25 protein-coding genes are annotated in these 25,677 nt (G+C 70.0%); 8 read left to right on the forward strand and 17 right to left on the reverse strand.

Features of this window, described 5'->3' with window-relative positions; translation table 11 throughout:
- Positions 1-98: 98 nt before the first annotated feature.
- On the reverse strand, positions 99-788 hold the full coding sequence (locus MFF13_RS02630; protein WP_147754494.1) for a MotA/TolQ/ExbB proton channel family protein: 690 nt from the start codon (positions 786-788) through the stop codon (positions 99-101).
- 121 nt (positions 789-909) lie between these two features.
- A complete protein-coding gene (locus MFF13_RS02635) occupies positions 910-1,404 on the reverse strand; it encodes a Tat pathway signal protein (protein ID WP_147761463.1) in 495 nt (164 codons plus the stop codon).
- Positions 1,405-2,006: 602 nt separating this feature from the next.
- On the opposite strand from MFF13_RS02635, the gene MFF13_RS02640 reads away from it, so the two are divergent.
- On the forward strand, positions 2,007-2,435 hold the full coding sequence (locus tag MFF13_RS02640) for an Hsp20 family protein (protein ID WP_147754493.1): 429 nt from the start codon (positions 2,007-2,009) through the stop codon (positions 2,433-2,435).
- 111 nt (positions 2,436-2,546) lie between these two features.
- Complete coding sequence (locus tag MFF13_RS02645; protein WP_147754492.1) at positions 2,547-2,831, forward strand: BQ00720 family protein; 285 nt, start codon at positions 2,547-2,549, stop codon at positions 2,829-2,831.
- Between the two features lie 59 nt (positions 2,832-2,890).
- On the opposite strand, the gene MFF13_RS02650 is transcribed toward MFF13_RS02645, so the two are convergent.
- On the reverse strand, positions 2,891-3,712 hold the full coding sequence (locus MFF13_RS02650; RefSeq protein WP_147761439.1) for an alpha/beta hydrolase: 822 nt from the start codon (positions 3,710-3,712) through the stop codon (positions 2,891-2,893).
- A 157-nt stretch (positions 3,713-3,869) separates the two neighbouring features.
- Here MFF13_RS02650 and MFF13_RS02655 point away from each other — a divergent pair, with 157 nt between their 5' ends.
- From MFF13_RS02655 to MFF13_RS02665, 3 genes are all read left to right on the forward strand, one after another.
- Positions 3,870-5,099, forward strand: coding sequence for a glycosyltransferase family 4 protein (locus tag MFF13_RS02655; RefSeq protein WP_147761438.1), 1,230 nt, complete (start codon positions 3,870-3,872; stop codon positions 5,097-5,099).
- A gap of 267 nt (positions 5,100-5,366) precedes the next feature.
- On the forward strand, positions 5,367-5,888 hold the full coding sequence (infC, locus tag MFF13_RS02660; RefSeq protein ID WP_238270738.1) for a translation initiation factor IF-3: 522 nt from the start codon (positions 5,367-5,369) through the stop codon (positions 5,886-5,888).
- A 148-nt stretch (positions 5,889-6,036) separates the two neighbouring features.
- Positions 6,037-6,825 carry a HesA/MoeB/ThiF family protein gene (locus tag MFF13_RS02665; protein WP_147814046.1) on the forward strand — a complete coding sequence of 263 codons (789 nt, stop codon included), beginning with the start codon at positions 6,037-6,039 and terminating at the stop codon, positions 6,823-6,825.
- Here the strand turns inward: MFF13_RS02665 and MFF13_RS02670 are convergent.
- The 8 genes from MFF13_RS02670 to MFF13_RS02705 all read right to left on the reverse strand — a co-directional run bounded on the left by MFF13_RS02670 (position 6,794) and on the right by MFF13_RS02705 (position 15,192).
- Positions 6,794-7,687, reverse strand: a complete 894-nt coding sequence (locus tag MFF13_RS02670) for a DUF1186 domain-containing protein (protein WP_238270740.1) — start codon at positions 7,685-7,687, stop codon at positions 6,794-6,796. The two genes, MFF13_RS02665 and MFF13_RS02670, sit on opposite strands and share 32 nt — an antisense overlap.
- 28 nt (positions 7,688-7,715) lie before the next feature.
- Positions 7,716-10,133, reverse strand: coding sequence for a phenylalanine--tRNA ligase subunit beta (gene pheT, locus MFF13_RS02675; RefSeq protein ID WP_147814048.1), 2,418 nt, complete (start codon positions 10,131-10,133; stop codon positions 7,716-7,718).
- Positions 10,134-10,153: 20 nt separating this feature from the next.
- Positions 10,154-10,642, reverse strand: coding sequence for a hypothetical protein (locus MFF13_RS02680; protein ID WP_147761434.1), 489 nt, complete (start codon positions 10,640-10,642; stop codon positions 10,154-10,156).
- Positions 10,639-10,938: a hypothetical protein gene (locus MFF13_RS02685; RefSeq protein ID WP_238270742.1), complete on the reverse strand. Its 300-nt coding sequence runs from the start codon at positions 10,936-10,938 to the stop codon at positions 10,639-10,641. Before MFF13_RS02685 ends, MFF13_RS02680 begins: the two co-directional genes overlap by 4 nt.
- 18 nt (positions 10,939-10,956) lie before the next feature.
- On the reverse strand, positions 10,957-12,039 hold the full coding sequence (pheS, locus tag MFF13_RS02690; RefSeq protein ID WP_147761432.1) for a phenylalanine--tRNA ligase subunit alpha: 1,083 nt from the start codon (positions 12,037-12,039) through the stop codon (positions 10,957-10,959).
- 136 nt (positions 12,040-12,175) lie between these two features.
- On the reverse strand, positions 12,176-12,556 hold the full coding sequence (rplT, locus tag MFF13_RS02695) for a 50S ribosomal protein L20 (RefSeq protein ID WP_147751300.1): 381 nt from the start codon (positions 12,554-12,556) through the stop codon (positions 12,176-12,178).
- 48 nt (positions 12,557-12,604) lie between these two features.
- Positions 12,605-12,808 carry a 50S ribosomal protein L35 gene (gene rpmI, locus MFF13_RS02700; RefSeq protein WP_018044555.1) on the reverse strand — a complete coding sequence of 68 codons (204 nt, stop codon included), beginning with the start codon at positions 12,806-12,808 and terminating at the stop codon, positions 12,605-12,607.
- Positions 12,809-13,026: 218 nt separating this feature from the next.
- On the reverse strand, positions 13,027-15,192 hold the full coding sequence (locus tag MFF13_RS02705; protein WP_373322473.1) for a TonB-dependent siderophore receptor: 2,166 nt from the start codon (positions 15,190-15,192) through the stop codon (positions 13,027-13,029).
- A gap of 444 nt (positions 15,193-15,636) precedes the next feature.
- Here MFF13_RS02705 and MFF13_RS02710 point away from each other — a divergent pair, with 444 nt between their 5' ends.
- Positions 15,637-16,770 (forward strand): glycosyltransferase family 4 protein, encoded by a 1,134-nt coding sequence (locus MFF13_RS02710; protein ID WP_238270743.1) that lies wholly within the window; start codon positions 15,637-15,639, stop codon positions 16,768-16,770.
- Positions 16,771-16,963: 193 nt separating this feature from the next.
- A complete protein-coding gene (locus tag MFF13_RS02715) occupies positions 16,964-19,294 on the forward strand; it encodes an amylo-alpha-1,6-glucosidase (protein WP_147761429.1) in 2,331 nt (776 codons plus the stop codon).
- Here the strand turns inward: MFF13_RS02715 and MFF13_RS02720 are convergent.
- Positions 19,287-19,679 (reverse strand): hypothetical protein, encoded by a 393-nt coding sequence (locus MFF13_RS02720; RefSeq protein ID WP_147761428.1) that lies wholly within the window; start codon positions 19,677-19,679, stop codon positions 19,287-19,289. The genes MFF13_RS02715 and MFF13_RS02720 overlap by 8 nt on opposite strands.
- Positions 19,680-19,864: 185 nt before the next feature.
- On the opposite strand from MFF13_RS02720, the gene dapE reads away from it, so the two are divergent.
- The gene (gene dapE, locus MFF13_RS02725; protein WP_147761462.1) at positions 19,865-21,037 is read left to right on the forward strand and encodes a succinyl-diaminopimelate desuccinylase; all 1,173 of its coding nucleotides are present in this window, start codon (positions 19,865-19,867) and stop codon (positions 21,035-21,037) included.
- Positions 21,038-21,046: 9 nt separating this feature from the next.
- Here the strand turns inward: dapE and MFF13_RS02730 are convergent, their stop codons facing one another.
- The 5 genes from MFF13_RS02730 to recR all read right to left on the reverse strand — a co-directional run bounded on the left by MFF13_RS02730 (position 21,047) and on the right by recR (position 25,502).
- On the reverse strand, positions 21,047-22,420 hold the full coding sequence (locus MFF13_RS02730) for a hypothetical protein (RefSeq protein ID WP_147761427.1): 1,374 nt from the start codon (positions 22,418-22,420) through the stop codon (positions 21,047-21,049).
- Between the two features lie 83 nt (positions 22,421-22,503).
- The gene (gene truA / locus MFF13_RS02735; protein WP_147761426.1) at positions 22,504-23,283 is read right to left on the reverse strand and encodes a tRNA pseudouridine(38-40) synthase TruA; all 780 of its coding nucleotides are present in this window, start codon (positions 23,281-23,283) and stop codon (positions 22,504-22,506) included.
- Between the two features lie 49 nt (positions 23,284-23,332).
- Entirely contained in the window at positions 23,333-24,262 is a 930-nt protein-coding gene (gene fmt, locus MFF13_RS02740; protein ID WP_238270745.1) for a methionyl-tRNA formyltransferase, read from the reverse strand.
- 13 nt (positions 24,263-24,275) lie between these two features.
- On the reverse strand, positions 24,276-24,791 hold the full coding sequence (locus MFF13_RS02745) for a peptide deformylase (protein WP_147761424.1): 516 nt from the start codon (positions 24,789-24,791) through the stop codon (positions 24,276-24,278).
- Between the two features lie 105 nt (positions 24,792-24,896).
- Positions 24,897-25,502: a recombination mediator RecR gene (gene recR / locus MFF13_RS02750; protein ID WP_147761423.1), complete on the reverse strand. Its 606-nt coding sequence runs from the start codon at positions 25,500-25,502 to the stop codon at positions 24,897-24,899.
- Positions 25,503-25,677 lie beyond the last annotated feature (175 nt).

Genomic DNA, 25,677 nt, shown 5'->3' on the forward strand with positions numbered 1-25,677 from the left:
GGGTCGGCGGCTCGGGCCCCCAAGGGGCGGCCGCGTCGGGAATGGAAGGCCCGGCCGCCTGAGCGGGCCGGGATCGCGGGTCTCGGATGGTCGCGCGGCTATTCGGCGGCGGCGCGGTGCTGGACGCCGCGGTCGCGGGCGAGGCGGTTGCCGAGCAGGCCGATGCCGGAGACGAAGGTGCTCTGGATCCGCCCGACGTCGTTGGCGAGCTTGTTGTAGGCCATCACCGCCGGGATCGCGACGACGAGGCCGATCGCCGTGGCGAACAGCGCCTCGGCGATGCCCGGCGCCACCACGGCGAGCGAGGTGTCCTGGCTGCGGGCGATGGACGAGAACGAGTTCATGATGCCCCAGACCGTGCCGAACAGGCCGACGAAGGGCGCCGTGGACCCCGACGTCGCCAGCAGCGCCAGGCCGTTCTGAAGGCGCTTGACCTCGAGGGTCAACGCGCCGCGCATGGCGCGCTCGATCCGGTCGCGCCGCTCGGCGCGGGTCTCCGAGGCGTCCTGGTCGCGCCAGGCGTCCAGAGCCGCCTTCACCACGTGGCCGGCGATGCCCGGCATCCCCGTCTCCAGGCTGCCGCCCGAGCGCACCAGCGCATCGAACGCCTTGGCCTGGCGCCGCGCGGCGGCGAGGCGGACGACCTTCTCGAACACCACGGTCCAGCAGGCGAGCGAGGCGACCACCAGCAGGATCATCACCCCCTTCACGATCGGGTCGGCCTGCAGGAACAGGCCCACGAACGAGAAGTCGTGACCGGCGTCGATCGGGGCGGAGGTCGGATCCATTGCGAGTTCCTTGCAAGGTCGTTCGGGTGCGGCGACGGCCGCGGGCCGCCCGGCGGCTCTGGGCCGCCGGCCGGTATCGGTTCTCAGGGGCGGCCGGCGTCGCGCGCCGGGCCGGCTCGGCTCAGCGGTCGAACGGGATGTTCGCCTTGGTCTCGGTCTCGGTGCGTTCGAGGCAGGCTTCGCGGGTCGCGTCGCCGCCCTCGCAGGCGAGCACGTCGCTGAGCAGCACCCGGCTCAGCTTCGGGCAGGCGATCCCGGGGAAGTTGAAGATCTTGACGGTGGTCTTGCGGGCCGGGATCGGCCCGAGCTCGGCCGCGACCCGCTTCTGCACGATCCCGTCGGTGTCGAAGGCGAACAGGTCGAGCTTGTACGACTTCAGCGCAGCCCCGCGGCTGTTGTCGACGACGATCGTGGCCCGGCAGGAATCCTCGACGGATTCGAGCCGGTTGAGCTGAAGCTTGAGCGGCGCGGCCTTCTCGCCGGCCGGCGCATCCTGCGCCATCGCGGACACGGCGAGCGAGGACGCGAGCACGAGGGAGAGCCCCACGCAGGCGGCGGTGTCCAGGGCGAGCCGCCTGATGCGGAGCCGGTTAAGCGGGACGCCTCGCCCGAGCATCTGTTGAGCCATCGAAACGCTTCCCATCCTCCGCTCCGCGGGCGGCCCGTCCGGCGCCCCGCGCCGTGTCGAATTCGTCTGCCGCCGGGTCCATCCGGTTCGCGAGGCACGAAGCGGACGGCCGCGGCCGCGAAGCGGGCGGCCGAGAGGACCGGCGCCATCGCATCGCCGTCTCGGACCCTCCCTCGGACCACGGCCTCGGCGCGTGTCTGGAAAGGGGCGATGCGGTCGTCCGGCCTCGCGAAGATGCGCGCCCCGGCGCGATCTCCCGCAAGAGCGGAATGCAATGTGCCTGCGCGGCGGAAGTATCCGAGGTGCAGGGCAAGGATCAAGAGCGGCGCTGAAAATCAGAGCCGTTCCAAACTGTTACGAATACATCTCGCGTTGCGGCGTGCATCCTTGCCGAATGGTCCCGGCCTGCCTTGCCGGATCTGCCCGGCCGCCTGGTGGGATCGCGGCCGGCGGCTCTCTTGATGGGGCGGGCATGCTCGACCATATCGTTCCGGGCCGGATCGATGGTCCGGAAGGGGTGCCGCTTGCGGGCCCCGCAACGAGGTGCCCGCCGGCATTCCGGTCACGGGGCCTCCACAGGGGCGTTGCCGATGACCCGTCCATCCCCGTTCGGACACCCGTTCCTGCTCGGATTCGACGAGATCGAGCAGGCGCTGGACCGGGTCTCGAAGGCCGCCAACGACGGCTACCCGCCCTACAACATCGAGCGCCTCGTCCGCACCGACCAGGAGCCGGACCGCCTCCGCATCACCCTGGCGGTGGCCGGCTTCACCCGCGACCAGCTCGACGTGATGCTGGAGGAGAACCAGCTCGTCGTCCGCGGGCGTCAGGTCGACGACAAGGAGCGGCTGTTCCTCCACCGCGGCATCGCGGCGCGCCAGTTCCAGCGGGCGTTCCTGCTGGCCGACGGGATGGAGGTGCTGGGTGCCGACCTGTCGAACGGCCTGCTCTCGATCGACCTCGCCCGTCCCGAGCCCGAGCGGGTGGTGCGCCGCATCGCCATCCTCGAGCGCGATTGATCCGCCGGCGAAACACCCCACATTCGATTCAGGCCCACGATCGCCGGATCGGTTCGATCAAGACGGGATCGTTTCCGGGCTGTTTGCTCTGCCTCGAAAGGAGGGCACGACATGACCGACCTCACCACCTCCCCGCTGACGGCCGCCGACCTCGACCCGGCCGAGTTCAACGCCGCCGACCTCGCGGCGCTCGGCGAAGGCCACATCGCCTACGTCCGCTCGATCCGGTCCGACGAGGTGATGCGCCTTTTCCCGCAGGCGCCGCAGCTCACCCCCGGGCTCGACCTGTTCGCCCTGCTGTCGGCGAGCGGCGCCCCGATCCTGCTCGCGGATTCGCGCGAGGTGATCCTCGCCAACGCCGCCGAGCACGACCTCTACCCGGTCAGCCTGCACTAGAGCATTTTCAAGCGAGGTGGATGCCGGCTCGCGTGAAGAAAATACGTTTACACAGTCAGTTAGAGCATTTTCCGTGATCCGGAGATCATGGAAAATGCTCTAGCGGGCGTCGCCATCTCCGCCACCGCCGAGAGCAGCCGCGCGACGTCCTGCGGCCGCGACAGGCGGTGGTCGCCGTCGGCGATCAGCGTGAGAACCGTGCCCGCCGCCGGCAGCCTTTCGAGGATGCGAAAGGCATGCGGGTGCGGCACGTCCGGGTCGTTCATCCCCTGAAGGATGTGGACCGGGCAGCCGAGGTCGAGCGGACCGGTCAAAAGGCGGTTGCGCCGGCCATCCTCGATCAGCGCCATGCTGATCGCGTCGGGCTCCGGAGCGTAGGCGCTCTGGCGCAGCCAGACGCCGTCCTGTTCCAGCGTCCTGCGGATTTCGGGCGAGAATTTGTCCCACATCAGGTCCTCGGTGAAGTCGAGGGCCGGCGCGATCAGCACGAGGCCGGTCGGCGCCGGCTCGCCGCGCGCCGCGCAGTTGCGCGCCGCCAGGCAGGCGATCCAGCCGCCCATCGACGAGCCGATCAGCACCGGCGCCTCCGGTGCGTGCGCGGCGAGCACGGCTTCCGCGTCTTCGAGCCAGGTCGAGATCGTGCAGGCCGCGAACGCGCCCTCCGACTCGCCGTGGCCGGAATAGTCGAACCGCACGAAAAGCCGCCCCTCGGCGGCGGCGAAGGCGTCGACCGCCATCGCCTTGGTGGCGCCCATGTCGGAGTGGAAGCCTCCGAGCCAGACGATCGCCGGGCCGACGCCGTCGCGCACCCGCACCGCGATCCGACGTGCGTCCGCCCCTTCGCCTACCGTGACGTGCTCCAGCGTCGTGCCGTCCCGCATCCCGTTCTCCCGCCTTCGTCGAGGCCTGCGTTCCCGACCTGAACGCCGCGTCTTCAGCCGCCGTTTACCAGACCGTAAAGCGTACCCGTGATCCTATGACAATGAACGCTTCCCTGCGGCCGCGGCCCGCCTGCGCCCTCTCGCCGCGCGATCCCTCATGACGGAGGATCACCGGCCGGCGGTCGGATTTCCCGGCGACGCCGCGCCGCTGGCCGGCGCCTGCGTCCTCCAGATCATTCCCGAGCTCGATGCGGGTGGCGCCGAGCGCACCACCGTCGACATCGCAGCCGGCCTCGCCGCGGCCGGCGCGCGCGCGCTGGTCGCCACGGAAGGCGGCCGACTCGTCGGCGAGCTGCAGGCCAAGGGCGGCATCTGCCTGCCGTTTCCCGCCGCCTCGAAGAACCCGCTCCAGATGGCGCTCAACGTCGGCCGGCTGGCCCGCCTGTGCCGGCGCGAGGGGGTGCAGATCATCCACGCCCGCTCCCGCGCCCCGGCCTGGGTCGCGCTCGGCGCCGCGCGGCGGCTGAAGCTGCCCTTCGTCACCACCTATCACGGCAGCTATTCCGGCCGGACGGGCGTGAAGGTGCTCTACAACTCGGTGATGGCGCGCGGCGACGTGGTGATCGCCAACTCGCACTACACCGCCGACCTGATCCGGCGCCTGCATGCCGAGCAGGCGGGCGACCGCGTGCAGGTGATCCACCGCGGCACGGACCTCTCCGCCTTCACCCCCGTGGCGGTCGGCGCCGCCCGCGTCGAGGCGTTGCGCCGGAGCTGGGGCGTCGCGCCGCACGAGCGGGTCGTGCTGCTGGCGGCGCGTCTCACCGCCTGGAAGGGTCAGCGCATCCTGATCGAGGCGGCGGCGCTGCTCAAGGCGCAAGGGGTCGGCGACTTCGCCATCGTGCTCGCGGGCGACCCCCAGGGCCGCGTCGCCTACGAGCGCGAGCTCGACGCGCTGGTCGCGGCGCGCGGGCTCGAAGGCGTGGTCCGGCGGGTCGGGCATTGCACAGACATGCCGGCGGCCTTCCGGGCGGCCTCCGTCGTCGCGGTGCCGTCGGTGGAGCCCGAGGCGTTCGGCCGCTCGGCGGTCGAGGCCCAGGCGCTGGGCACGCCGGTGGTGGTGTCCGACCTCGGCGCGGTCCCCGAGACCGTCCTCAGCCCCCCCGAGGTTCCGGCCGGGCAGCGCACCGGCTGGCGCGTGCCCGCCGGCGACGCGGCGGCGCTCGCGGGCGCGCTGGCCGAAGCGCTCTCGCTCGGCGCCAGCGCCCGCGACGCGCTGGCGCGGCGCGAACGCGCGCATGTCGAGGCCAACTTCTCCCTCGCGCGCATGGTCGACGACACGCTGGCGATCTACGCCGGGTTGCTCGGCCGAGCGGGGCCGGCGTGACCGCGCGCCGACGGGAAGTTCTGCTGGGGGGCTTGTCTTTTCGCCCCGGACCTTCACATCACACGAAAGGCTTTCGCGTCGCGGAAGTCGGCATCGTGTCGAGTCGATCCCCGACATGTGTTGACTTGCCGCACGGTTCGGCCAAGGTAAGCTGTCCGGGATAGGCCGGAGCGATCGGTGGTCAGGGTAGCCCGGAACGGGATGCCAGCGGCCGCCGTTTCGTCGTTGCATCAGGAGAACACCGCCATTCGTAGACCCATGAGAGCCATGCCGGCCCCGCAGAAGGACGGGCCTCGCGCCAACCGGGACATCCGCGGCGTGCGCGACGTGCAGCTCATCGACGACACCGGCCTGAACCGGGGCGTCGTCGCCTTCTTCGACGCCTTGGCGCTAGCCGAAGAGGCCGGCCTCGACCTCGTCGAGATCGCGCCGAACTCCGTCCCTCCCGTCTGCAAGCTGCTCGATTACGGCCGCTTCCGCTTCAACGAACAGAAGAAGCAGAACGAGGCCCGCAAGCGGCAGAAGACGGTCGAGGTCAAGGAGATCAAGCTCCGTCCCGGCATCGACAAGCACGACTACGACACCAAGATGAAGTCGGTGCAGCGCTTCTTCGAGGAGGGCGACAAGGTCAAGGTGACCCTGCGCTTCCGCGGTCGTGAGATGGCGCACCAGGACATCGGCCTGCGCCTGCTCGAGCGGGTGAAGACCGAGACCGCCGAGATCGCCAAGGTGGAAAGCGAGCCGATGCTCGAAGGCCGCCAGATGATCATGATCCTGGCGCCGCGCTGATCCGTTCGCGCGCGTCACGAGATTCCGAAGCGCCGTCTCGCTCAGCGAGGCGGCGCTTTTCTTGTGCGAACCTACCCTGCGTTTCCGGGGCCGTGCATTCCGTGGATCCAGGCTTTCGCCGATCCGGCCCCCGGCCTATCTGCACGGGATGGCCCTGAACCCCGACGAGATCGAACGCTACGCCCGCCACCTGGTGCTGCCGGAGATCGGCGGCCCGGGGCAGGGCCGGCTGAAGGCGGCGCGGGTGCTGGTGGTCGGCGCCGGCGGGCTCGGCGCGCCGCTGATCCAATATCTCGCCGCCGCCGGCATCGGCACGATCGGCATCGTCGACGACGACACGGTGTCGCTCTCCAACCTGCAGCGCCAGATCATCCACGGCACGCCGGACGTCGGGCGGCCGAAGGTCGAGAGCGCGGCTGACGCCGTCGCCCGCCTCAACCCGCACGTCGCGGTGGTCGCGCATCCGATTCGGATCGACGCCGCGTCGGCCGAGGCGCTGGCCGCCGACTACGACGTGGTCGCCGACGGCTCGGACAACTTCGCCACGCGGTACGCGGTCTCGGATGCCTGCTACCGAGCGCGCCGGCCCCTCGTCACCGCCGCGCTCGGCCGTTTCGACGGCACGCTCACCACGATCCGCGCCCACGAGACCGGGCCGGACGGCCGCCCGAACCCGACCTATCGCTGCCTCTTTCCGAACCCGCCGCCGCCCGGAACCGTCCCGCCCTGCGCCGAGGCCGGGGTGCTCGGGGCGCTCGCCGGCGTGATGGGCTCGTTGATGGCGATGGAGGTGATCCGCGCCGTGACGGATTTCGGCGAACCGCTGGTCGGCCGCCTGCTGATGGTCGACGCCCGCGCGATGCGGTTCGAGACCCTGGGCTACGCCTTTGACGAGGCGAACCCGCTCAGCGGTTCGGGATCTTCCCGAGAAGGCTGACGATCTCGCTCACGTCCCGCTGGTCCGCCTTGCCGAGGCAGCACTTCTTGAACTTCTTGCCGCTGCCGCACGGGCACGGATCGTTGCGCCCGACATCCTTGAACGGGTTGACCGCCGGCATGCCGTAGCCCTCGCGGGTCCAGGCGAGCTGAGTGATCGGGTCGTCCAAGTAGCCATGGTTCCACGGGTCGAGGCGCTCGCGGTCGTCCGGCTTGCGCTCGGCCTCGCGCAGGGTCTCCTTGAACCACGCGGCGTCGCTGAATTCGTCGGTGATGCGCTTGTCGCGCCGCGCCGCCTCGGCCCGCGGGGCGAGCTCGCGCAAGCCGAGGAAGGCGATCGCCTCCTCCCAGCCGATCCAGCCCATGCCGTCCTCGACGGCCGCCTTCGCGTCGTCGAAGCGGACCAGCAGGTCGCGCATGGCGCCGCGGTCGATCCGGCCCTCGATCGTGAGGTAGACGCAGGCGCCGAGCAGGGCCTGGCGCACGGCGTCGTCGAAGGTGCTGTCGAGGACGAGCGCGAAGAGCGGGTCGGTCCGGCCGTCGAACAGGCTCGCCACCATCCGCGCGAGCGTCGTGGTGACGGCGTCGCCCAGGATCGCGTCGACGGTCTCCTCGTCCTGCTTGAGGAAGCGCAGGAGCGGTTCGAGCAGCCGCGCGTCGCGGGCGTGGGCCAGCACGTGCACACCCCAGAACAGCAGGTTCTCCTGCTCGGGCGTCAGCTCCGCGCCGGCGCCCGCCTCGGAGAGCAGGCGCAGGGTCTCGCCGGCGACGAGGTCCGGCTCTGCGAGCGCGCGCCGCAGCAGCGGCTCGGGCAGGGTCTCGGCCAGGGACAGCGCCTGACACAGGGATTCGGCGTCGGTCATGATCGGGGTCGCCTCGGTTGGGGTGGGATCAGCCGCGCAAGGTCGCGCCGGTCTTGCGGCCGACCTCGGCGACGATCCGGGCGCTCGCGGCCTCGATCTCCGCGTCGGTCAGCGTCCGCTCCACCGGCTGCAACCGCACCGCGATCGCCACCGACTTCGAGCCTTCGGGCACGCCGGCGCCTTCATACACGTCGAACACCTCGACGCCGGCGACGAGCTTGCGCTCCGCGCCCGCCGCCGCCTTGACGATCTCGCCGGCGGCGACGTCGCGGCCGACCACGAAGGCGAAGTCGCGCGACACCGGCTGGAAGTCCGAGAGCATCGCGGCGCCCTTGGTCTTGGTCGGCTTCTGCTTCGGCGCCGGGATCGCGTCGAGCACGATCTCGAAGGCCACCAGCGTGCCCTTCAGGTCGAGCGCCTTCATCACCCGGGGGTGCACCTCGCCGAAGTGGCCGACCTGGTTCTTCGGGCCGAACTGGAGCGTGCCCGAGCGGCCGGGATGCAGCCAGTCGGCGCCGGCGGCCACGACCTGGAGGCCGCCGGTCGGCACGCCCAACGCCGCGAGCATCGCCAGCGCGTCGGCCTTGGCCTGGAAGGCGTCCACGGTCGGCGCTGTGCCGTCCCAGTGCCGACCGCCGCCGGCGAGGTTCGCCGACCCCCGCCGCACGGCCGCGGCGCGGATGGTCTGACCCTCCGGCGCGTCGTCGGCGAAGCACTGCCCGACCTCGAACAGGGCCGCGTCGGGATAGCCGCGGTCGGCGTTGCGTTGCGCGGCGCGGAGCAGGCCCGGCACCAGGCTCGGGCGCATGTCGGAGAGCTCCGACGCGATCGGGTTGGCCAGGACGAGGTCGGCGCCGCCGCCGCCGAACAGCACCGCGTCGTCGTGCGGGATGAACGACCACGTCACCGCTTCCATCAGGCCGCGGCTCGCCAGCGCGCGCTTGGCGCGGCGGGTGCGCTTCTGGATCAGGGTCAGCGTCGGGCGCGTGATCCCCGCCAGCGGCGGCAGCGGCTTCGGCTCGATCCGGTCGAGGCCCGCGATGCGGATGATCTCCTCGACGAGGTCGGCGTTGCCCTCCACGTCCGGCCGCCAGGACGGCGGCACCACCTTCACCCGGTCGCCGGTGCCGGAGACCCGGAAGCCGAGGGCTTCGAGCGTCACCGTCATCTCGGCGCGGGACAGGTCGAGCCCGGCGAGGCGACGCACCTCGGACCAGGGGAAGTCGATGGCGTGGTCGCTCTCGGGCATCGCACCCGCGACCGTCGCCTCGGTCGGCGTGCCGCCGCAGAGGTCGAGGACGAGCTGCGTCGCCCGGTCGAGCCCCGTCAGCGTCGAGGCCGGGTCGACGCCGCGTTCGAAGCGGTAGCGGGCGTCGGTGATGACGCCGAGGCGCCGGCCGGTCTGCGCGATGTTGGCCGGATTCCACAGGGCCGATTCGATCAGCACGTCCGTGGTCGCGGCGTCGCAGCCCGAGGCCGCCCCGCCGACGATGCCGGCGACCGACTCGACGCCGTCGTCGTCGGCGATGACGACCATATCGCCGCCGAGCGCGTGGTCGCGCCCGTCGAGGCCCTTCAGGGTCTCGCCGGCGCGGGCGAGCCGGACGACGACGTCGCCCGCGACCTTCGCGGCGTCGAACACGTGCAGCGGCCGGCCGCGGTCGAAGGTCATGTAGTTGGTGATGTCCACGAGCGCGTTGATCGGGCGCAGCCCGATCGCCCGCAGCCGCGCCTGCATCCAGTCCGGCGATGCACCGTTGGTCACGCCGCGCACGAAGCGCAGCGCGAAGTGCGGGGCGAGGCCGCTCGCCGCCGGCACGTCGAGCGACACCGCGACGGGGCAGGGGCCTTCGCCCAGGATCTGCGGCTCGGCCGAAGATTTCAGGGCGCCGATTCCGGTGGCGGCGAGGTCGCGCGCGATCCCGAGCACCGAGGCGCAATCCGGGCGATTGGGGGTCAGGTTGATCTCGATGACCGGGTCGTCGAGCCCGGCCCAGAGGGCGTAGGGCGTGCCGACCGGCGCGTCCTGGGCCAAGTCGAGGATGCCGTCGTGGTCGTCGCCCAAGCCGAGTTCGGCCCCCGAGCATAGCATGCCGCGGCTCTCGACGCCGCGGATGTTGCCGACGGACAGGGTGATGTCCTTGCCCGGCACGTAGGTGCCGGGCGGCGCGAACACGCTCAGCATGCCCGCCCGCGCGTTCGGCGCGCCGCAGACCACCTGGAGCGGCTTTCCGTCCCCGGCGTCGACGCTGCAGACCCGGAGCCGGTCGGCGTTGGGATGCGGCTCGGCGCTGAGCACCTTGGCGATCACGTAGGGCTTGAGCGCGGCGGCCTTGTCCTCGACGCCCTCGACCTCTAGCCCGATCCGGGTGAGCGTCTCGGCGATCACGTCGAGGGACGCCTCGGTGTCGAGGTGGTCCTTGAGCCAGGAGAGGGTGAATTTCATGGGATTCGAGACGCTTCGGTTCAGGCGGCGCGCTGTCGCGCGATCGGAAGGATGGCGAGTTGCAGACGCTTGGGCGCTTCGAGGCCGCTCGACAGAGAAACGGCTTCCTGCGCATCCGCAACGAGCGTCAACGTCTGGGTTCGGCTGAAAAGGGGTGAGGGAGGAGCGTAATCGGCGGCATGACGCTGCTCCTGCAGGCTGCCGAACAGGAAGGCGACGCGTTCGATCCGCTCGTCGATCTGTCGGGCTTCCCGGCTTCGCAGCTTCTTGAGAACGGGTCCATGATCGAGCGAGCGATAGATCGGCGCCAGGATCGACGCCTTGCTCCATCCGACGAGGGCGTCGGAAAAGGTCGCGCACGGGGCGTGGAACACGGCGTCATACGCGCCGCTCACGGCACGCCGCATGCAGGCCTGCCGGAACGTCGGCTGCCCGGGACTCGCGGCGAGCAGTTCGGCCGTCGCGATCAGGTCGGCGACGAGGGGCCCTGGTATCCGGCGAGGCTTCATTCCGCGGCCTGGACGTCGTCCGAATACGGGGGCGGATCGTCAGGGAACGCGTAGATCAGATACGGGAAACGGTGTTCGCCGGCGGCTTCCAGAGCGTGCCCGAGTGCGACCATGGCTTCGCCGGTCACGCCGCCGCCCGTGACGCCTGCGCCGGGCTTGAAGCGCACCGTGATGAAGAGCGCATCCTCGCCTGCGGAGTTGGGACGTGCCTCGACGTGCGCTGCATCGAAACTCGTACCGTGCAACGACGCGCCGAGGACGCGCTGTGCGATCGTCTGGACCTCGAACTCGGTCATCGAAACCTCCCGAGACGTTTACCCCGTCAGCCCGCCGATCAAGCTCGGCACGTCGAGCGGGCGGAAGCCGTAATGCTCGATCCAGCGGATGTCGGCCTCGAAGAACGGCCGCAGGTCCGGCATGCCGTACTTGAGCATGGCGATGCGGTCGATGCCGACGCCGAAGGCGAAGCCCTGGAACTCGTTCGGATCGAGCCCGCAATTGGTCAGCACGTTCGGGTGCACCATGCCGCAACCGAGGATCTCGAGCCAGTCCGTGCCCTCGCCGAAACGGATCTCGCCGCCCTTGCGCGAGCACTGGATGTCGACCTCGGCCGAGGGCTCGGTGAAAGGGAAGAACGAGGGCCGGAAGCGCATCTTCACGGCGTCGACCTCGAAGAACGCCTTGCAGAACTCTTCCAGGACCCATTTCAGGTTGGCGATGTTGGCCGCCTTGTCGATCACCAGCCCCTCGACCTGATGGAACATCGGCGTGTGGGTCTGGTCGGAATCGTGCCGGTAGGTCCGGCCCGGGATGATCACCCGGATCGGCGGCTTTTGCGCCCGCATGGTGCGGATCTGGACCGGCGAGGTGTGCGTGCGCAGCACCTTGCGCTTCCCTTCCGCGTCGGGCGCGAGGAAGAAGGTGTCGTGCATCTCGCGCGCTGGGTGGCCCGGCGGGAAGTTCAGCGCGGTGAAGTTCAGCTCGTCGGTCTCGATGTCCGGGCCTTCGGCGACCGAGAACCCCATGTCGGCGAAGATCGCGGTGATCTCGTCGATGACCTGGCTGATCGGGTGGATGCGCCCGCGCGCTTCCGGCGCCTCGCGCAGGGGCAGCGTCACGTCGATGCGCTCGGCCGCGAGCCGGGTTTCGAGGGCCGCCTCGGCCAGCGCCTCGCGGCGCTGCGCGATCGCGCCCTGCACCCGGTCGCGCAGGCCGTTGATCAGGGGGCCGCGCGCCTTGCGCTCCTCGGGGCTCATGGCGCCCAGCGTCTTCAAGAGCTCGGAAACACTGCCCTTCTTGCCGAGCGCCGCGACGCGCACGGCCTCGAGCGACGCCTCGTCGGCTGCGGACGCGACCTGGGCAAGCAGGTCGCCTTCGAGGGTGTCGAGATCGGTCATCGCGGTCCCATCGCGTGCGGGTCGCCGCCCGGCGCAGCGGCGCGGGCTGGCGGACAAGGGGTCTGCGAACATGACGAAGGCGCGGCGCCCCCGAGGGAGCCCCGCGCCTTTCGCCGGTTCGTCGCTCGGATGGGGCTCAGGCCGCCTTGGCGGGCTGCGCGGCCGGCAGCGCGGCCTTGGCCTTCTCGACCACGACGGCGAAGCTCGCCGGCTCGTGGATCGCGAGGTCGGACAGCGCCTTGCGGTCGACGACGATGCCGGACTTCGCCAGGCCGTCGATGAAGCGCGAATAGGTCAGGCCGTGCTCGCGGACGGCGGCGTTCAGGCGCTGGATCCAGAGGGCGCGGAACGTACGCTTCTTGTTCTTACGATCGCGGTAGGCATACTGCATGCCCTTCTCGACCGCCTGCTTGGCGATGCGGATCGTATTCTTGCGCCGGCCGTAATAGCCACGGGCGGCCTTGAGGACTTTCTTGTGCTTGGCGTGACTGGTCACGCCGCGTTTGACGCGGGCCATGTTGTATCTCCTGGATCGAAAAAAGCAGTCTCGGCGGTCGTGAAGCGCTTACCGGCTGTTGGGCAGGAAGTACTTCTTCACGTTGGCGGCATCGCCCTCGAATAGGGTGGTGGTGCCGCGCAGGTTGCGGATCTGCTTCGTCGTCCGCTTGATCATCCCGTGGCGCTTACCGGCCTGGGCGTACATGACCTTGCCGGTCCCGGTGATCTTGAAGCGCTTCTTGGCGCCCGATTTGGTCTTCAGCTTGGGCATTTGGCTCTCCGCTGCGCGAAACCCCTGCCGTCCGACGATGGCCGGAGGGGTGCGCTCGATGGATGCTTCTGGTGGAGCAGCATGAACCGCCACGGCAGCCCTAACCGGCCGGGCGGTTCCACGCGGGGCGGCTTATGGCAGAAACCGCGCTCCGCTTCAATGCCTTCGCGGATGCCCGATCGATCCCGACGTTCCCGCCGGAGCGTCCGGAGGCCGGGTCACAGCTTGGCGGTGATGGTGGCGAGCACGGAGAGCGGCGCGCCGGGTGCGTTGTTGAACTGGTTGAACGGCTGCTCGATGTAGCGCCGGTCGGTGAGGTTGCGCGCGTTCAGCGAGAAGCGGCCGTGCTCGTCGAAATCGTAGAACAACGCCGCGTCCAGGCGCGCATAGCCGCCGACGGAGTAGCTGTTGTTCAGGTCGCCCGTGCGCCGCCCGACATAGGTGATGCCGCCGCCGACGGTCCAGCCGCGCAGGAAGCCGTCCTGGAACTGGTAGGTCGACCACAGGCTGGTGCTGAAGCTCGGCACGCCGACGAGGCGGTTGCCCACCGTGAAGGTCGTGTCCTTGGTGATCCGCGCGTCGAGCTGCCCGATGCTGCCGATGACCTTCCAGCCGGGCAGGATCTGGCCGGCCAGGTCCGCTTCGACGCCCTGCGAGCGCTGCTCGCCGGTGATCACCGAGAAGCCGGTGTTGGCCGGGTCGGTGGCGGCGACGTTCTGGCGGGTGATGCGGAAGGCGGCCGCGCTCAGGGTCAGGTCCGGCGTGAGGTCGAGGCGGCTTCCGACCTCGATCTGGTCGCCGGTCTCGGGGGCCGGGTTCGAGACGTTGAGGACGTTGGCGGTCTGCGGTTTGAACGAGGTCGTGTAGCTCGCATACAGCGTCAGCGGATCGAACGGCCGGTAGACGAGGCCGACGCGCGGCGAGGTTCCCGACAGCTCCTGGTCCGGCGGCACCGCGCGCGAGGTCGGCGTCCGATTGAAGTAGAACTGCGTTCCGGTGTCGTAGCGGACGCCGAGCAGCAGCTGCAGGCCGTAGCCGAGGTCGACCTGGTCCTGCACGTAGAGGCCGTAGAGGTCGTTGTTCTGCCGGAGGTCGCCCTGCAAGGTCGTGCCGACGACGGCCGAGCCGAAGGTCGGGTTGAGGAAGCCGACCGACGGGTAGCCGGTGCTCTGCGTCGTGTAGGAATGGCGATAGCCGTTGTTATACTCGAACCCGACGAGCACGGTGTTGCGCAGGCCGAACAGGTCGAACTTCGCGACCATCTCGGTCTGGCTGTCGATCGAGGCGTAGGCCGAGCGCACGGCGGTCTCCCGGCGTGCCACGATGCTGTTGTTGTTTGTCAGGCCGGTCGCGCGGGTCGCGATCAGGTCGAAGGCGCCGCCCTGGGCGCTGAAGACCTCGCGCAGGGTGACGTTCTCGTTCACGTCGTGCTCGATGCGGAGCAGACCGAAATTCGCCGTGCCGTTGTAGCGGCTGAAGGGCTCGCCGTAGTACCGGCCGATGTCGTCGAGGGGCACGCGCCCGTTCCGGGCGATCAGGCCCTCGTCGTATTGGGTGTCGGTGCGGGTGAACTCGCCGAGGAACGACACGCGGGTGTCGGGCGACGGGTTCCAGGTGAAGGCCGGCGCCACGAAGGTGCGGGAATTGTCCCGACCGCCGTAGTTGCGGAAGGTCGGGTCGGACTGCCCGGCGAAGCTGATGCGGGCCGCCAGGCCCTCGACGCTCGGGATCGGGCTCGACACCGAGCCCTGCACGCGGCGGAAGCCGAAGCTGCCGCCCTGGATGCTGAGGTCGCCCGAGGGCACCAGGGTCGGCTGGCGGGTGACGACGTTGATCAGGCCCCCCGGCTCGCCGCGGCCGTAGAGCACGGAGGCCGGCCCCTTCAGAACCTCGATGCGCTCCACGTCGGCGAGGTCGCGCTGGACGGTGTAGAAGTTGCTCGCCTGGTTCAGCAGGACGCCGTCGATCGCGTAGGTCTGGGTGGCGAAGCCGCGGATGATGAAGGTCTCGCTGCGGCCCTGCAGGGTGCCGCCCGGCTGCACGTTGCTGACGTTCTGCAACGCGTCGGCGAGGCGGACGTCCTGCTGGTCCACCAGCACGTCGCGCGGCACCACCTGGATCGATTGCGGCGTGTCCCGCAACGCCGTGTCGGTGCGGGTGGCGGTGGCCGAGCGTGCGGCGCGATAGCCGGCGACCGGGCCGCCGGCCCGCTCGGCGCTGACGCCGGTGACGCTCAGCTCCGACAGGACGACCTCGTCCGCCGCCGGGGCGGTCTGCGCCTCGGCCGCGGAGGCGAGGCCGGCCGTCAGCGAGACCACCGAGGCCAGCAAGCAACCGGTGGTCTCAGCGCGTCGTCGTCTCGTATCTCCGCCGTCCCAGACCATCGTTCTCGCTCGCGCTCATAGTGTCGGAGGCGATCGGCCCCGCTCGATCCCTTGGCGGATCATGGGCGGTACTTGCAATGATCGGACGAAATAAAGCGACGTATAAGCAAGATCCTTCGCGATGCGTCGCCCAAAGGGCACAACATCGATTTGGAATACTTCAAAACTATGATTTTACGATCTTGGTTTCCGCAAATGGCTCGGCTCGGTGTTTTCGGCCGACTTCGGCACCGTACAGGCTGTTCGCGCCGCCGGGTTCGCGTCGGGTCCGCGTCGGGTCCGAAGGGGCTTCGAGGATACCGGGGACAAGTCGCGGCGACGCCGACAGAGAGCTGCCTTCGCACCGCACAAGGAACCATAACCTTGGCCGTGGGTTTCGTTCATGTCCCACTCAGCCCGGGTCGGGTTAGATCCCCGAAACGCTGGCTACTCAGGAGACCTTTCGTGCGCATTGCCCAGATCGCCCCGCTCTCGGAAGCCGTACCGCCGAAGTTCTACGGCGGCACCGAGCGCGTCGTCAGCTGGATCACCGAAGAGTTGGTCCGCCAGGGCCACGACGTCACCCTGTTCGCGAGCGGCGATTCCGAGACCTCGGCCAAGCTCGCGGCCTGCACGCCCGAGGGTCTGCGCCTGCTCGGCTACCGCGACCACACCGCGAGCCACCTCGCGATGCTGCATCAGGTCCATCGCCGGGCGCACGAGTTCGATATCCTGCACTTCCACATCGACCTGCTTCAGTACCCGATGTTCGAGGACCTGAACCACAAGTGCATCACCACGATGCACGGTCGCCTCGACGTGCCGGACTTCATGCCGGTCTACAAGACTTTCACCGGGATGCCGCTGGTGTCGATCTCCGACAACCAGCGCGAGCCGATGCCGCCGAACGTCAACTGGCTGTCGACGATCCATCACGGCCTCCCGGCCCAGAACTGCCCCTATTCGCCGGAGGCCAAGGGCGGCTACCTCGCCTTCCTCGGCCGCATCTCCCCCGAGAAGCGCCCCGACCGCGCGATCGAGATGGCGATCCGCTCCGGCACGCCGCTGAAGATCGCCGCCAAGGTCGACAAGGCCGACCAGAAGTACTGGGACGAGGTCATCGAGCCGATGACCCACCACCCGCTGGTCGAGTACATCGGCGAGATCAACGAGGATCAGAAGAAGGAATTCCTCGGCAACGCCCTGGCGCTGGCCTTCCCGATCGACTGGCCGGAGCCCTTCGGCCTCGTCATGATCGAGGCGATGTCGGCCGGCACCCCGGTGATCGCCTTCCGCAACGGCTCCGTGCCGGAGGTCATCGCCGACGGCGTCAGCGGCGTCCTGTGCGAGACCATGGACGACGCGGTCGCCGCGGTCGCCACGGTCAAGACCATGAGCCGCGCCGGCGTGCGCCGCCACTTCGAGACCGCCTTCACCGCCGAGTGCATGGTCAAGAAGTACGTCGCCGCCTACGAGCAGCTGCTTTCCGCCCGCGATTCGGTCATCGCGCTGCCGGGCGCCGCGTCCTTCGCCCCGCATTACGGCGAGATGAACGGCTCGGCCCGTCCGGCGATCTCCATCGCCGCGATGCCGGCCTGATCCCACACCTCCGGCATCCGGCTTGCTTCGGGCTGGATGCGGATGAGCTGACCGACGCGGACGAGGGTTTTCTCCGTCGGCGCGGCGTCGTACAAACGGCTCAATCAGACGGTCACCAGGGCCGCCGCATCGCAAATTCGCGATCCGGCGGCCCTTTCGATTCGCACTCCTGGATGCGCGGAGCAGGTCACGCATGGCGGACACGACGACGGCAAAGGCGCAGCTCGGCGGCGACGGATCGCGGACGGTCGCGCACGGCTTCCAGGATGCCGACGAGGTGCTGCCGCAGTACCATATCGAGGCGCAGACCTCCCTGGTCGACCGGCCGCTGCGCTCGCTGAAGTTCGGCGAGGCCTTCGCGGTGCTCGATTCCTTCGGCGACATCGGCGTGCAGCCGGGGCCGGAGGGGCTGTACTTCCAGGACACGCGCTACCTCTCGCGCCTGCACTTCACCATCGAGGGCCAGCGCCCGCTGATGCTGTCCTCGGTGATGCAGGACGACAACGGCGCGCTCTCCGTCGACATGACGACGCCGGACATCCGCCTCGACGGCGGCGACGAGATCACGCTGCCGCGCGAGATCATCGCCATCGAGCGCACCAAGTTCCTGTTCCGCGGCGCCTGCTACGACCGGATCGGCCTGCGCTCCTACGATTCGCGCCACCGGACGCTCCGGATCGAGGTGACGTTCGACGCCGACTACCGCGACCTGTTCGAGGTCCGCGGTACGGCCCGCACCAGCCGCGGCAAGCGCGCCGTGCAGGTCGCGAGCGAGCACGAGGTCCAGTTCCGCTACGTCGGCCTCGACGAGATCGTCCGCACCACCGCACTGCATTTCGGGCCGAAGCCCAAGCTGCTCGAGCCCGGCCGCGCGGTGTTCGAGGTGACGCTCGCCCCCGAGGGCCGCGCCTCGCTGTTCGTCCGCGTGGTCTGCGAGGCGCACCGCGCCTTCACCAGCGCGCCCTCCGTCGAGAAGACCGGCGAGGACGCCGCCGCCGCGCTCTCGCTGGCCTCTGGCAGCACCGCGGTGAAGCCGCCGAAGGGCCTTTACGAGGGCATGGTCTTCGCCCGCGCCTACCGCGACGCGCGCCGGGACCTGCGCGAGCTGACCGCCGGCATCACTACGATCATCTCGTCGAACGACCAGTTCAACGAGGCCGCCTGCCGCGCCACCGCCGACCTTTACATGCTGGCCAGCCGCACGCCGGAGGGCATCTACCCGTTCGCCGGCATCCCCTGGTACTCCACGGTGTTCGGGCGCGACGGCATCATCACCGCGATGATGGCGCTGTGGATCGACCCGAAATTCGCCAAGGGCGTGCTGCGCTACCTCGCGGTGACGCAGGCCAAGGCGGTGGACCCGGCCGCCGACGCGCAGCCGGGCAAGGTGCTGCACGAGACCCGCCGCGGCGAGATGGCGATGCTCGGCGAGGTGCCGTTCCGGCACTATTACGGCACCATTGACGGCACGCCGCTCTTCGTGATGCTGGCCTCAGAATACTACGCCGTCACCGGCGACCGCGAGACGATCACCCGGATCTGGCCGGCGCTCGAGCTCGCGCTCGCCTGGATGAACGATTACGGCGACCGGGACGGCGACGGCTTCGTCGAATACGCCCGCGACACCGACAAGGGGCTCGAGAACCAGGGCTGGAAGGACAGCCACGATTCGATCTTCCACGACGACGGCCACCTCGCCAAGGGTCCGATCGCGCTGTGCGAAGTCCAGGGATACGTCTACGCCGCCAAGAACGGCATGGCCAAGCTCGCGGCGATGCTCGGCCACGACGCGATGGCCGAGACCTTGACCCTGGAGGCGGACGCCCTGAGGGATGCGTTCGACGCCGCGTTCTGGAACGAAGAGATCGGCACCTACGCCCTGGCGCTCGACGGCGAGAAGCGGCAATGCGCCGTGCGCTCGTCGAATGCGGGTCACGCCCTGTTCACCGGCATCGCCAAGCCCGAGCGGGCGGCGCAGGTGGCGGCGACGCTGCTGTCCAAGGACGGCTTCAACGGCTGGGGCGTGCGCACGATCGCCCGCGGCGAGGCGCGCTACAACCCGATGTCGTACCACAACGGCTCGATCTGGCCGCACGACAACGCGATCATCGCCATGGGGCTCGCGCGCTACGACCTCAAGCACGAGGCCGCGCGCATCTTCCAGGGCATGTTCGAGACCGCATTGTACCAGGACCAGAAGCGGCTGCCGGAACTGTTCTGCGGCTTCATGCGTCGGCGCCAGCGCGGGCCGGTTTCCTATCCGGTGGCGTGCAGCCCGCAGGCCTGGGCGGCGGCGGCGCCGTTCGCGTTCCTCTCGGCCTGCCTCGGCCTGGAGCTCGACCACGCCCGCAACCGCGTCCGCCTGCGCAACCCGATCCTGCCGGCGTTCCTCGACGGCGTCTCGCTCTACAACGTGCGGCTGGGCGAATCGCGGGTGGATCTCCGCTTCCACCGCCACGGCGACGACGTCACCGTCAGCGTGATGCGCCGCGTCGGCGACGCGCAGGTGGTGGTCCTCAAGTAGCTGCGCCGGGCATCTCGGGTGCAGGCATCTCGGGTGCAGGCATGTCGGCGTCGGATGTGTCGGCGTCGGGCTTGGCGACAGCCAGCACGACGCCGGCGAAGTCGCCGCGCTGCCATTGGCGCGCGACTGCGTAGGCGACGGCCTGCCCCGGGATCGCGAGCGTGACCTCGGCGGGCAGCCGGTGGCGGCGCGAGATCGCGAGCTTCGCGCCCGTCGCCGACATGTCGCGGATCACGCAAGGATGGGTCGCCCCGTCGGGGCAGACGATCGTGGCCGGCATCATCACCGCGTTGCGGCGGCCGCCGGAACGCTTCTCCGACGGCGCGGGCACGAGGCTGAGATGGCTGCCGGCCTTGGCCGGCTCGGACCCCGCCTTCGCATCCATGCCTCGGTGCTCCCCTCGCGTGCGCGACCCGTCGGGCGGCTTTTGTCCCGGCCCCATGTTGTCGTAAGCTTCGTTTCTCAAGAAGGGTTGAAGATGCAGGCTCCGCGCTCCGGGACTACGTCGTCTTGCGCGAGCAGGCCGACCTGCCCGACCATCCCCGGGCCTCCGGTCGTCGGGCGCCCGGCGTGAGCGTGCAAGCGAGCCCCCTCGATCTGGCGCAGGCGCTGCTCCGCTGCCCCTCGGTGACCCCCGAGGAGGGCGGCGCCCTGGCCCTGCTCGACCGGGTCCTCACCGAGGCCGGGTTCTCCGTCGCGCGTCCGGTCTTCTCCGAGCCCGGCACGCCCGACGTCGAGAACCTCTACGCCCGGATCGGATCGGGCGGCCCGTGCCTGCTGTTCGCCGGCCATACCGACGTGGTGCCGCCCGGCGACGCGGCGGCGTGGCGGAGCGGACCGTTCGACGGTGCGATGGCCGACGGCATCCTCTACGGGCGCGGCGCCGTCGACATGAAGGGCGGCATCGCCTGCATGCTCGCCGCCGCCCTGCGCTTCCTGCAGGCGCGCGGCCCGAATTTTTCCGGGTCGATCGCGTTCCTCGTCACGGGCGACGAGGAGGGGCCGGCGGTCAACGGGACCGTCAAGCTCCTCGATTGGGCGAAGGCCCGGGGCGAGCGCTTCGACCATTGCCTGCTCGGCGAGCCGACGAACCCGAGCACGCTCGGCGAAATGATCAAGATCGGGCGGCGCGGATCGCTCACGGGCAAGCTCACGGTCCACGGCCGGCAGGGCCACGTCGCCTACCCGCACCGGGCCGAGAACCCGATCCCGGGGATGCTGCGCCTCGCCTCGGCGCTCGCCGCCGACCCACTCGACGGCGGCACCGCGCATTTCGACGCCTCGAACCTCGAATTCACGACGATCGACGTCGGCAACAAAGCCACCAACGTCATCCCGGCGGATGCGCGGGCGGTGTTCAACATCCGCTTCAACGAGGGCTGGGATGCCGAGACGCTCGGCGCCGAGATCCGCCGCCGCCTCGATGCGGCCGCCGGCAACGCCGTCCGCTACACCCTCGACCTCGCGCCCTCGAATTCCCCGGCCTTCCTCACGCGGCCCGACGCCTTCGTCGACCTGGTCTCGGACGCGATCGCGGCCGAGACGGGCCTGCGCCCGACGCTCTCCACGACGGGCGGCACCTCGGACGCGCGCTTCATCAAGGACGCCTGCCCGGTGATCGAGTTCGGCCTCGTCGGCGAGACGATGCACCAGGTCGACGAGTGCGTGCCGGTGGCCGACCTGGAACGGTTGACGGCGATCTACGTGCGGATGCTCGACGCCTACTTCCCAACCGGCGCCTGAGGAAGAGGCTCAGGCGCGCTCGCCCCGAATCCCGCGGCAAATCCAGCCCTTGCGCGACCGATTCCGGCACAGCACCCGGTAGCCGCCGCCGCGGAAGCGGCGGCTCTTCGAGCCGAGCCGGTCGCCGACGGCGATGTAGATCTGTCGCAGGCGCTGCACATGCGGGTCGTCGAGGCGCAACTCGATGCTCGCGCGGACGAGGGCGGCGGTGGCGGCGCGATCCTTCGGGTCGAGGGGCACCAGCGCCTCGCCGAGGATGATGCGCCCGACCTCCAGCAGAAGCGCGTCCTTGGACGGGTCCTTACCGGCGGCGAGCCGTTCGAGGTCGAACAGCGTCCGCACGCCGAGCGGCCACAGCCGCACGATCTTGTCCCGCCCGACGGAGCAGCAGAGCTGCGCCTGCGCGACCCAATCCATGATCTGGTAGACGCCGTAAGGTGTCTCGACGAACAGCATCAGGGGGTTGGCCGCAGCGAGGTTCTGCGTCGAGTGGATGTGGTGGTCGTCGAGCCGGACCCGGATCTCGCTGTCGATGCCGTCGACGATCTCGACCGGGGTGATCTTGAACGCCCGGAAGACCTCTTCTTCCTCGCGCTTGAAGTTCTTCAACTGGTCGCGCTGGATGATGCTGCGCAGGACGACCTCCGGCATGACGCCGGCGACGAAGCAGGCGGTGATGGCCGCGGCCGCCGTCACCGCGGGCGAGACCGGCACCACCAGCGTCACGAGCTGGCTTCCGAACCAGATGATCGAGGTGGAGACGATCGGCCCGAGGACGAAGCTGATGAGGATCTTGTTGGTCTCGTTGGCGATCATGCCCGGGCTGAGGTCGAAGTTCTTGATCGCGCGGTACAGGCTGCGCAAAGCCGTGATGTAGCTGCCGGCGAAGGCTGCGCAGATGCCGAGCAGCCAGACCATGCCGACGCCCGTCGGCGTCGGGTAGCTGAAGCCGCCCCAGCGCAGGCCGCTCGGCTCGGTCATATGCTCGGCGAGCACCGATAGGAGCAGGGACAGGCCGTAGAAGGTCGAGGTCGCCGCGAGGATTCCGAATGGGGCGGAGCCGATGATCCACGCGATCACCGAATAGTCCTCGCGCTTGCCGCGGGTCTCTTCCGCCCAGACCGTGCTCCGCTCGCCCTCCGCCCGGCCGGCCGCCGGGTCCCGGCTTCGGCGGGCGCCGACGAAGTACTTGTATTTCACGAACTCGAATGACGGAATCAGGTTGGTCCCGGCCGGGTCACCGATGTCGAACACGGTCGCGAGGTCGGTGATGATCTCCTGGCGGTGCTTCTTGATCGATTCCCGCACGGCGATGAAGATCAGCGGCGAGAAGAACGCGAAGCACGTCGCCAGATAGACGATGATCTGAAACGGGCCTTCCATGGTCGTCGCCCCCCGGGTGCGCAAACAGCGCCCTCCACTTGCCGGGGGATCATCGCTCTTCGTACTAGAAAAGCAATCTCAGATTAATTAAATGCGAAATCGTTAATCTCAGGTCGATAATCGACGCCGACGAAGCACAGCCCGTGGGCGGGGGCCATCGGGCCGCAGCGGCTGCGGTCGCGGGAGGCGAGGATGTCTGCGACGCCGGCCGCGTCGAGGCGGCCGCCGCCGGCGAGCATCAGCGTGCCGACCATGCTGCGGACCTGATGGTGCAGGAACGAGCGCGCGTCGGTCTCGACCACGATCTCCTCCATTGACCCCATCGGCCGGCGGGTCACGTCGAGGCGGTCGAGGGTGCGCATCGGGCTGTTGGCCTGGCACTCGGCGGCGCGGAAGGCGGTGAAGTCGTGCAGGCCGAGGAGGCTCTGCCCGGCCGCGTGCATCGCCGCCGCATCGAGCGGCCAGGGCACGTGCCAGACCTGGCCGCGGGTGAAGGTCGGCGGGCTGCGCCGGTCGAGGATGCGGTAGCGATAGTGCCGGCGGATCGCCCAGTGCCGGGCGTTGAACGCCGGGTCGACGACCTCTGCCGAGAGAATCGAGACCGGGACCCGCTTCAGGTGCGCGTTCAGCGCGTCGCGCACCACGTCCGTCCGCCAATCCTTGGACAGGTCGAGATGGGCGACCTGATGCGTCGCGTGCACCCCGGAATCGGTGCGCCCGGCGCAGGTCAGCCCCTGCGTCTCGCCCGAGAACCGCGTCACCGCCGCCTCGATCGCGCCCTGCACGCTCGGATCCGCGGCCTGCCGCTGCCAGCCGCGAAACGGCGCGCCGTCGTACTCGATGACGAGCTTGTAGCGCGGCATCAGGCGGCCGGTTCGGTGCGGCGAGGGGCGGCGCCCTCCACGATCCCGGTCATACCAGGCGCGCCCCGGCTTCGAGCCGCGCGCCCCGCAAGAACTCCGCGCCGCTCGCGGTGCCGCCCTTGCCGGCGCGGCGGAGTTCGAGAAGCCGCACGGCGCCCGAGCCGCAGGCGACCGTGCCCTCGGAGTCGAGCAGCGTCCCGGCGGCGGCGGAGCCGGGGGCGACCACGGCCCGCAGCACCTTCACCCGCTCCGCGCCCTTGCCGAGGTCGGCCTCGAAGAAGGCGCCGGGAAACGGGCTGAGACCGTTCACATGCGCCGCGACCGCCGCGGCATCCTGCGCCCAGTCGATCCGCGCCTCGTCGTTGCTGATCTTGCGGGCGTAGAGCACGCCGACCTCGTCCTGCGGCCGGAAGGTCAGGGTCCCGGCCTCGAGCGCCCGCAGAGCCCGCGCCATCAGGTCGGCGCCGAGCGGCATCAGGGCGTCGTGCAGGTCGCCGGTGGTCATGCCGGGCCGGATCGGGATGCGGTCTTCCAGCGCCACCGGCCCGGTGTCGAGCCCGGCTTCCATCCGCATCACGCCGACGCCGCTCGTCGCGTCACCCGCCATCACCGCGCGGTGGATCGGCGCCGCCCCGCGCCAGCGCGGCAGCAGCGAGCCGTGCAGGTTGAGGCAGCCGTGGCGCGGGATGTCGAGGATCGCCTGCGGCAGCAGCATGCCGTAGGCGACGACGACGGCGACGTCGGCGCGATGCGCGGAGAAGGTCTCGGCGGCCTCTCGGTCCTTCAGGGTCGAGGGCGTCAGCACCGGAAGCCCGAGCCGGTCCGCCAGCGCGTGGACGGGGGAGGGGCGGAGCGCCATGCCGCGCCCGGCCTTGGCAGGCGCGCGGGTGTAGACCGCCGCGATCGAATGGCCGTCCTCGGCCAGCCGCGCGAGCGTCGGCACCGCGAAGTCCGGGGTGCCCATGAAGACGACGCGCATGGTTGCTGTCCGCTCAGGCCGCGTCGCGCTTGGCCGCCTTGGTGAACTTCTTCACGATCCGGTCGCGCTTGAGCTTCGACAGGTGATCGATGAACAGCACGCCGTTGAGGTGGTCGATCTCGTGCTGGATGCAGGTCGCGAGCAGGCCCGCCGCCTCGATCTCCTGCACCGCTCCGTCGAGGTCGCGGAAGCGCACGCGCACCTTGTCGGGCCGCGCGACCTCGCCGTAGACCTCGGGGATCGACAGGCAGCCCTCGTCGTAGACGCGCGTCTCCTCCGAGGCCCAGACGATCTCGGGATCGAGGAACACCTGCGGGTTGCGTGACCCCTCCTCCTTCGAGGTGTCGATCGTCACCACCCGCTTGGTCACGCCGATCTGGATCGCGGCGAGCCCGACGCCGGGGGCGTCGTACATCGTCTCCAGCATGTCCTCGGCGAGCGTGCGGATCTCCTTCGTCACGGGGCCGACCGGCTCCGACGGCAGACGCAGGCGCGCATCGGGCAGGATCACGAGGGGACGGATCGTCATGGCTCGACCGGGTGGCGGGGCAGGTGAGGGGACAGGCGTGTCGCCGGAATAGGATGCGGGGGGAGGGCGGTCAAATGCCGCCGGCGCCCTCCACTTCGGTGCGATTCAGAACGCGGTTCGGCTGCGGATCGCCGCGGTGAGCGTGCCCTCGTCGAGGTAGTCGAGCTCGCCGCCCACGGGCACGCCGTGGGCGAGCCGCGTGACCTTCAGACCGAGCGCCTTGATCGCGTCGGTGACGTAGTGGGCCGTGGTCTGCCCGTCGACGGTGGCGTTCAGCGCGATGATGATCTCGGTCACCTCAGGGTTCGCCGCCCGCTCGGCGAGGCTGGCGATGTTGAGGTGCTCCGGCCGCACGCCGTCGAGGGCCGAGAGCACGCCGCCGAGCACGTGGTAGCGCGCCTGCACCGCGCCGGAGCGCTCCAGCGCCCACAGGTCCGACACGTCCTCGACCACCACCAGCACCGTCGGGTCGCGCTTCGGGTCGCTGCAGATCGTGCACGGGTCGCAGGTGTCGACGTTTCCGCATTCCCGGCAGACGACGATGCGCTCGACCGCGACCCGCATCGCGTCGGCGAGCGGCGCGAGCAGGGTGTCGCGCTTCTTGATGAGCTGCAGGGCGGCCCGCCGCGCGGAGCGGGGGCCGAGGCCCGGCATCCGGGCGAGCAGCTGGATCAGGCGCTCGATCTCGGGGCCGGCGACGGCTTGCGGCATGAAGGGTTCGATCGTCTCGGGACGGATGGGGGGCGTCCCCTCCGATACCCGCCTTCGCGCCCGGGTTGAAGGCGGCTTGCGGTCCCACGCGCCATGCGCGTCGCGATCGGCACCTTACAGGTGTGCCGAGGCCTGACAAAGCGGCCTCCGTCTGTCCTCCTCCCTCCCGGGTCCA

It is taken from the genome of Methylobacterium cerastii (assembly GCF_022179125.1).
GTDB lineage: Bacteria > Pseudomonadota > Alphaproteobacteria > Rhizobiales > Beijerinckiaceae > Methylobacterium > Methylobacterium cerastii.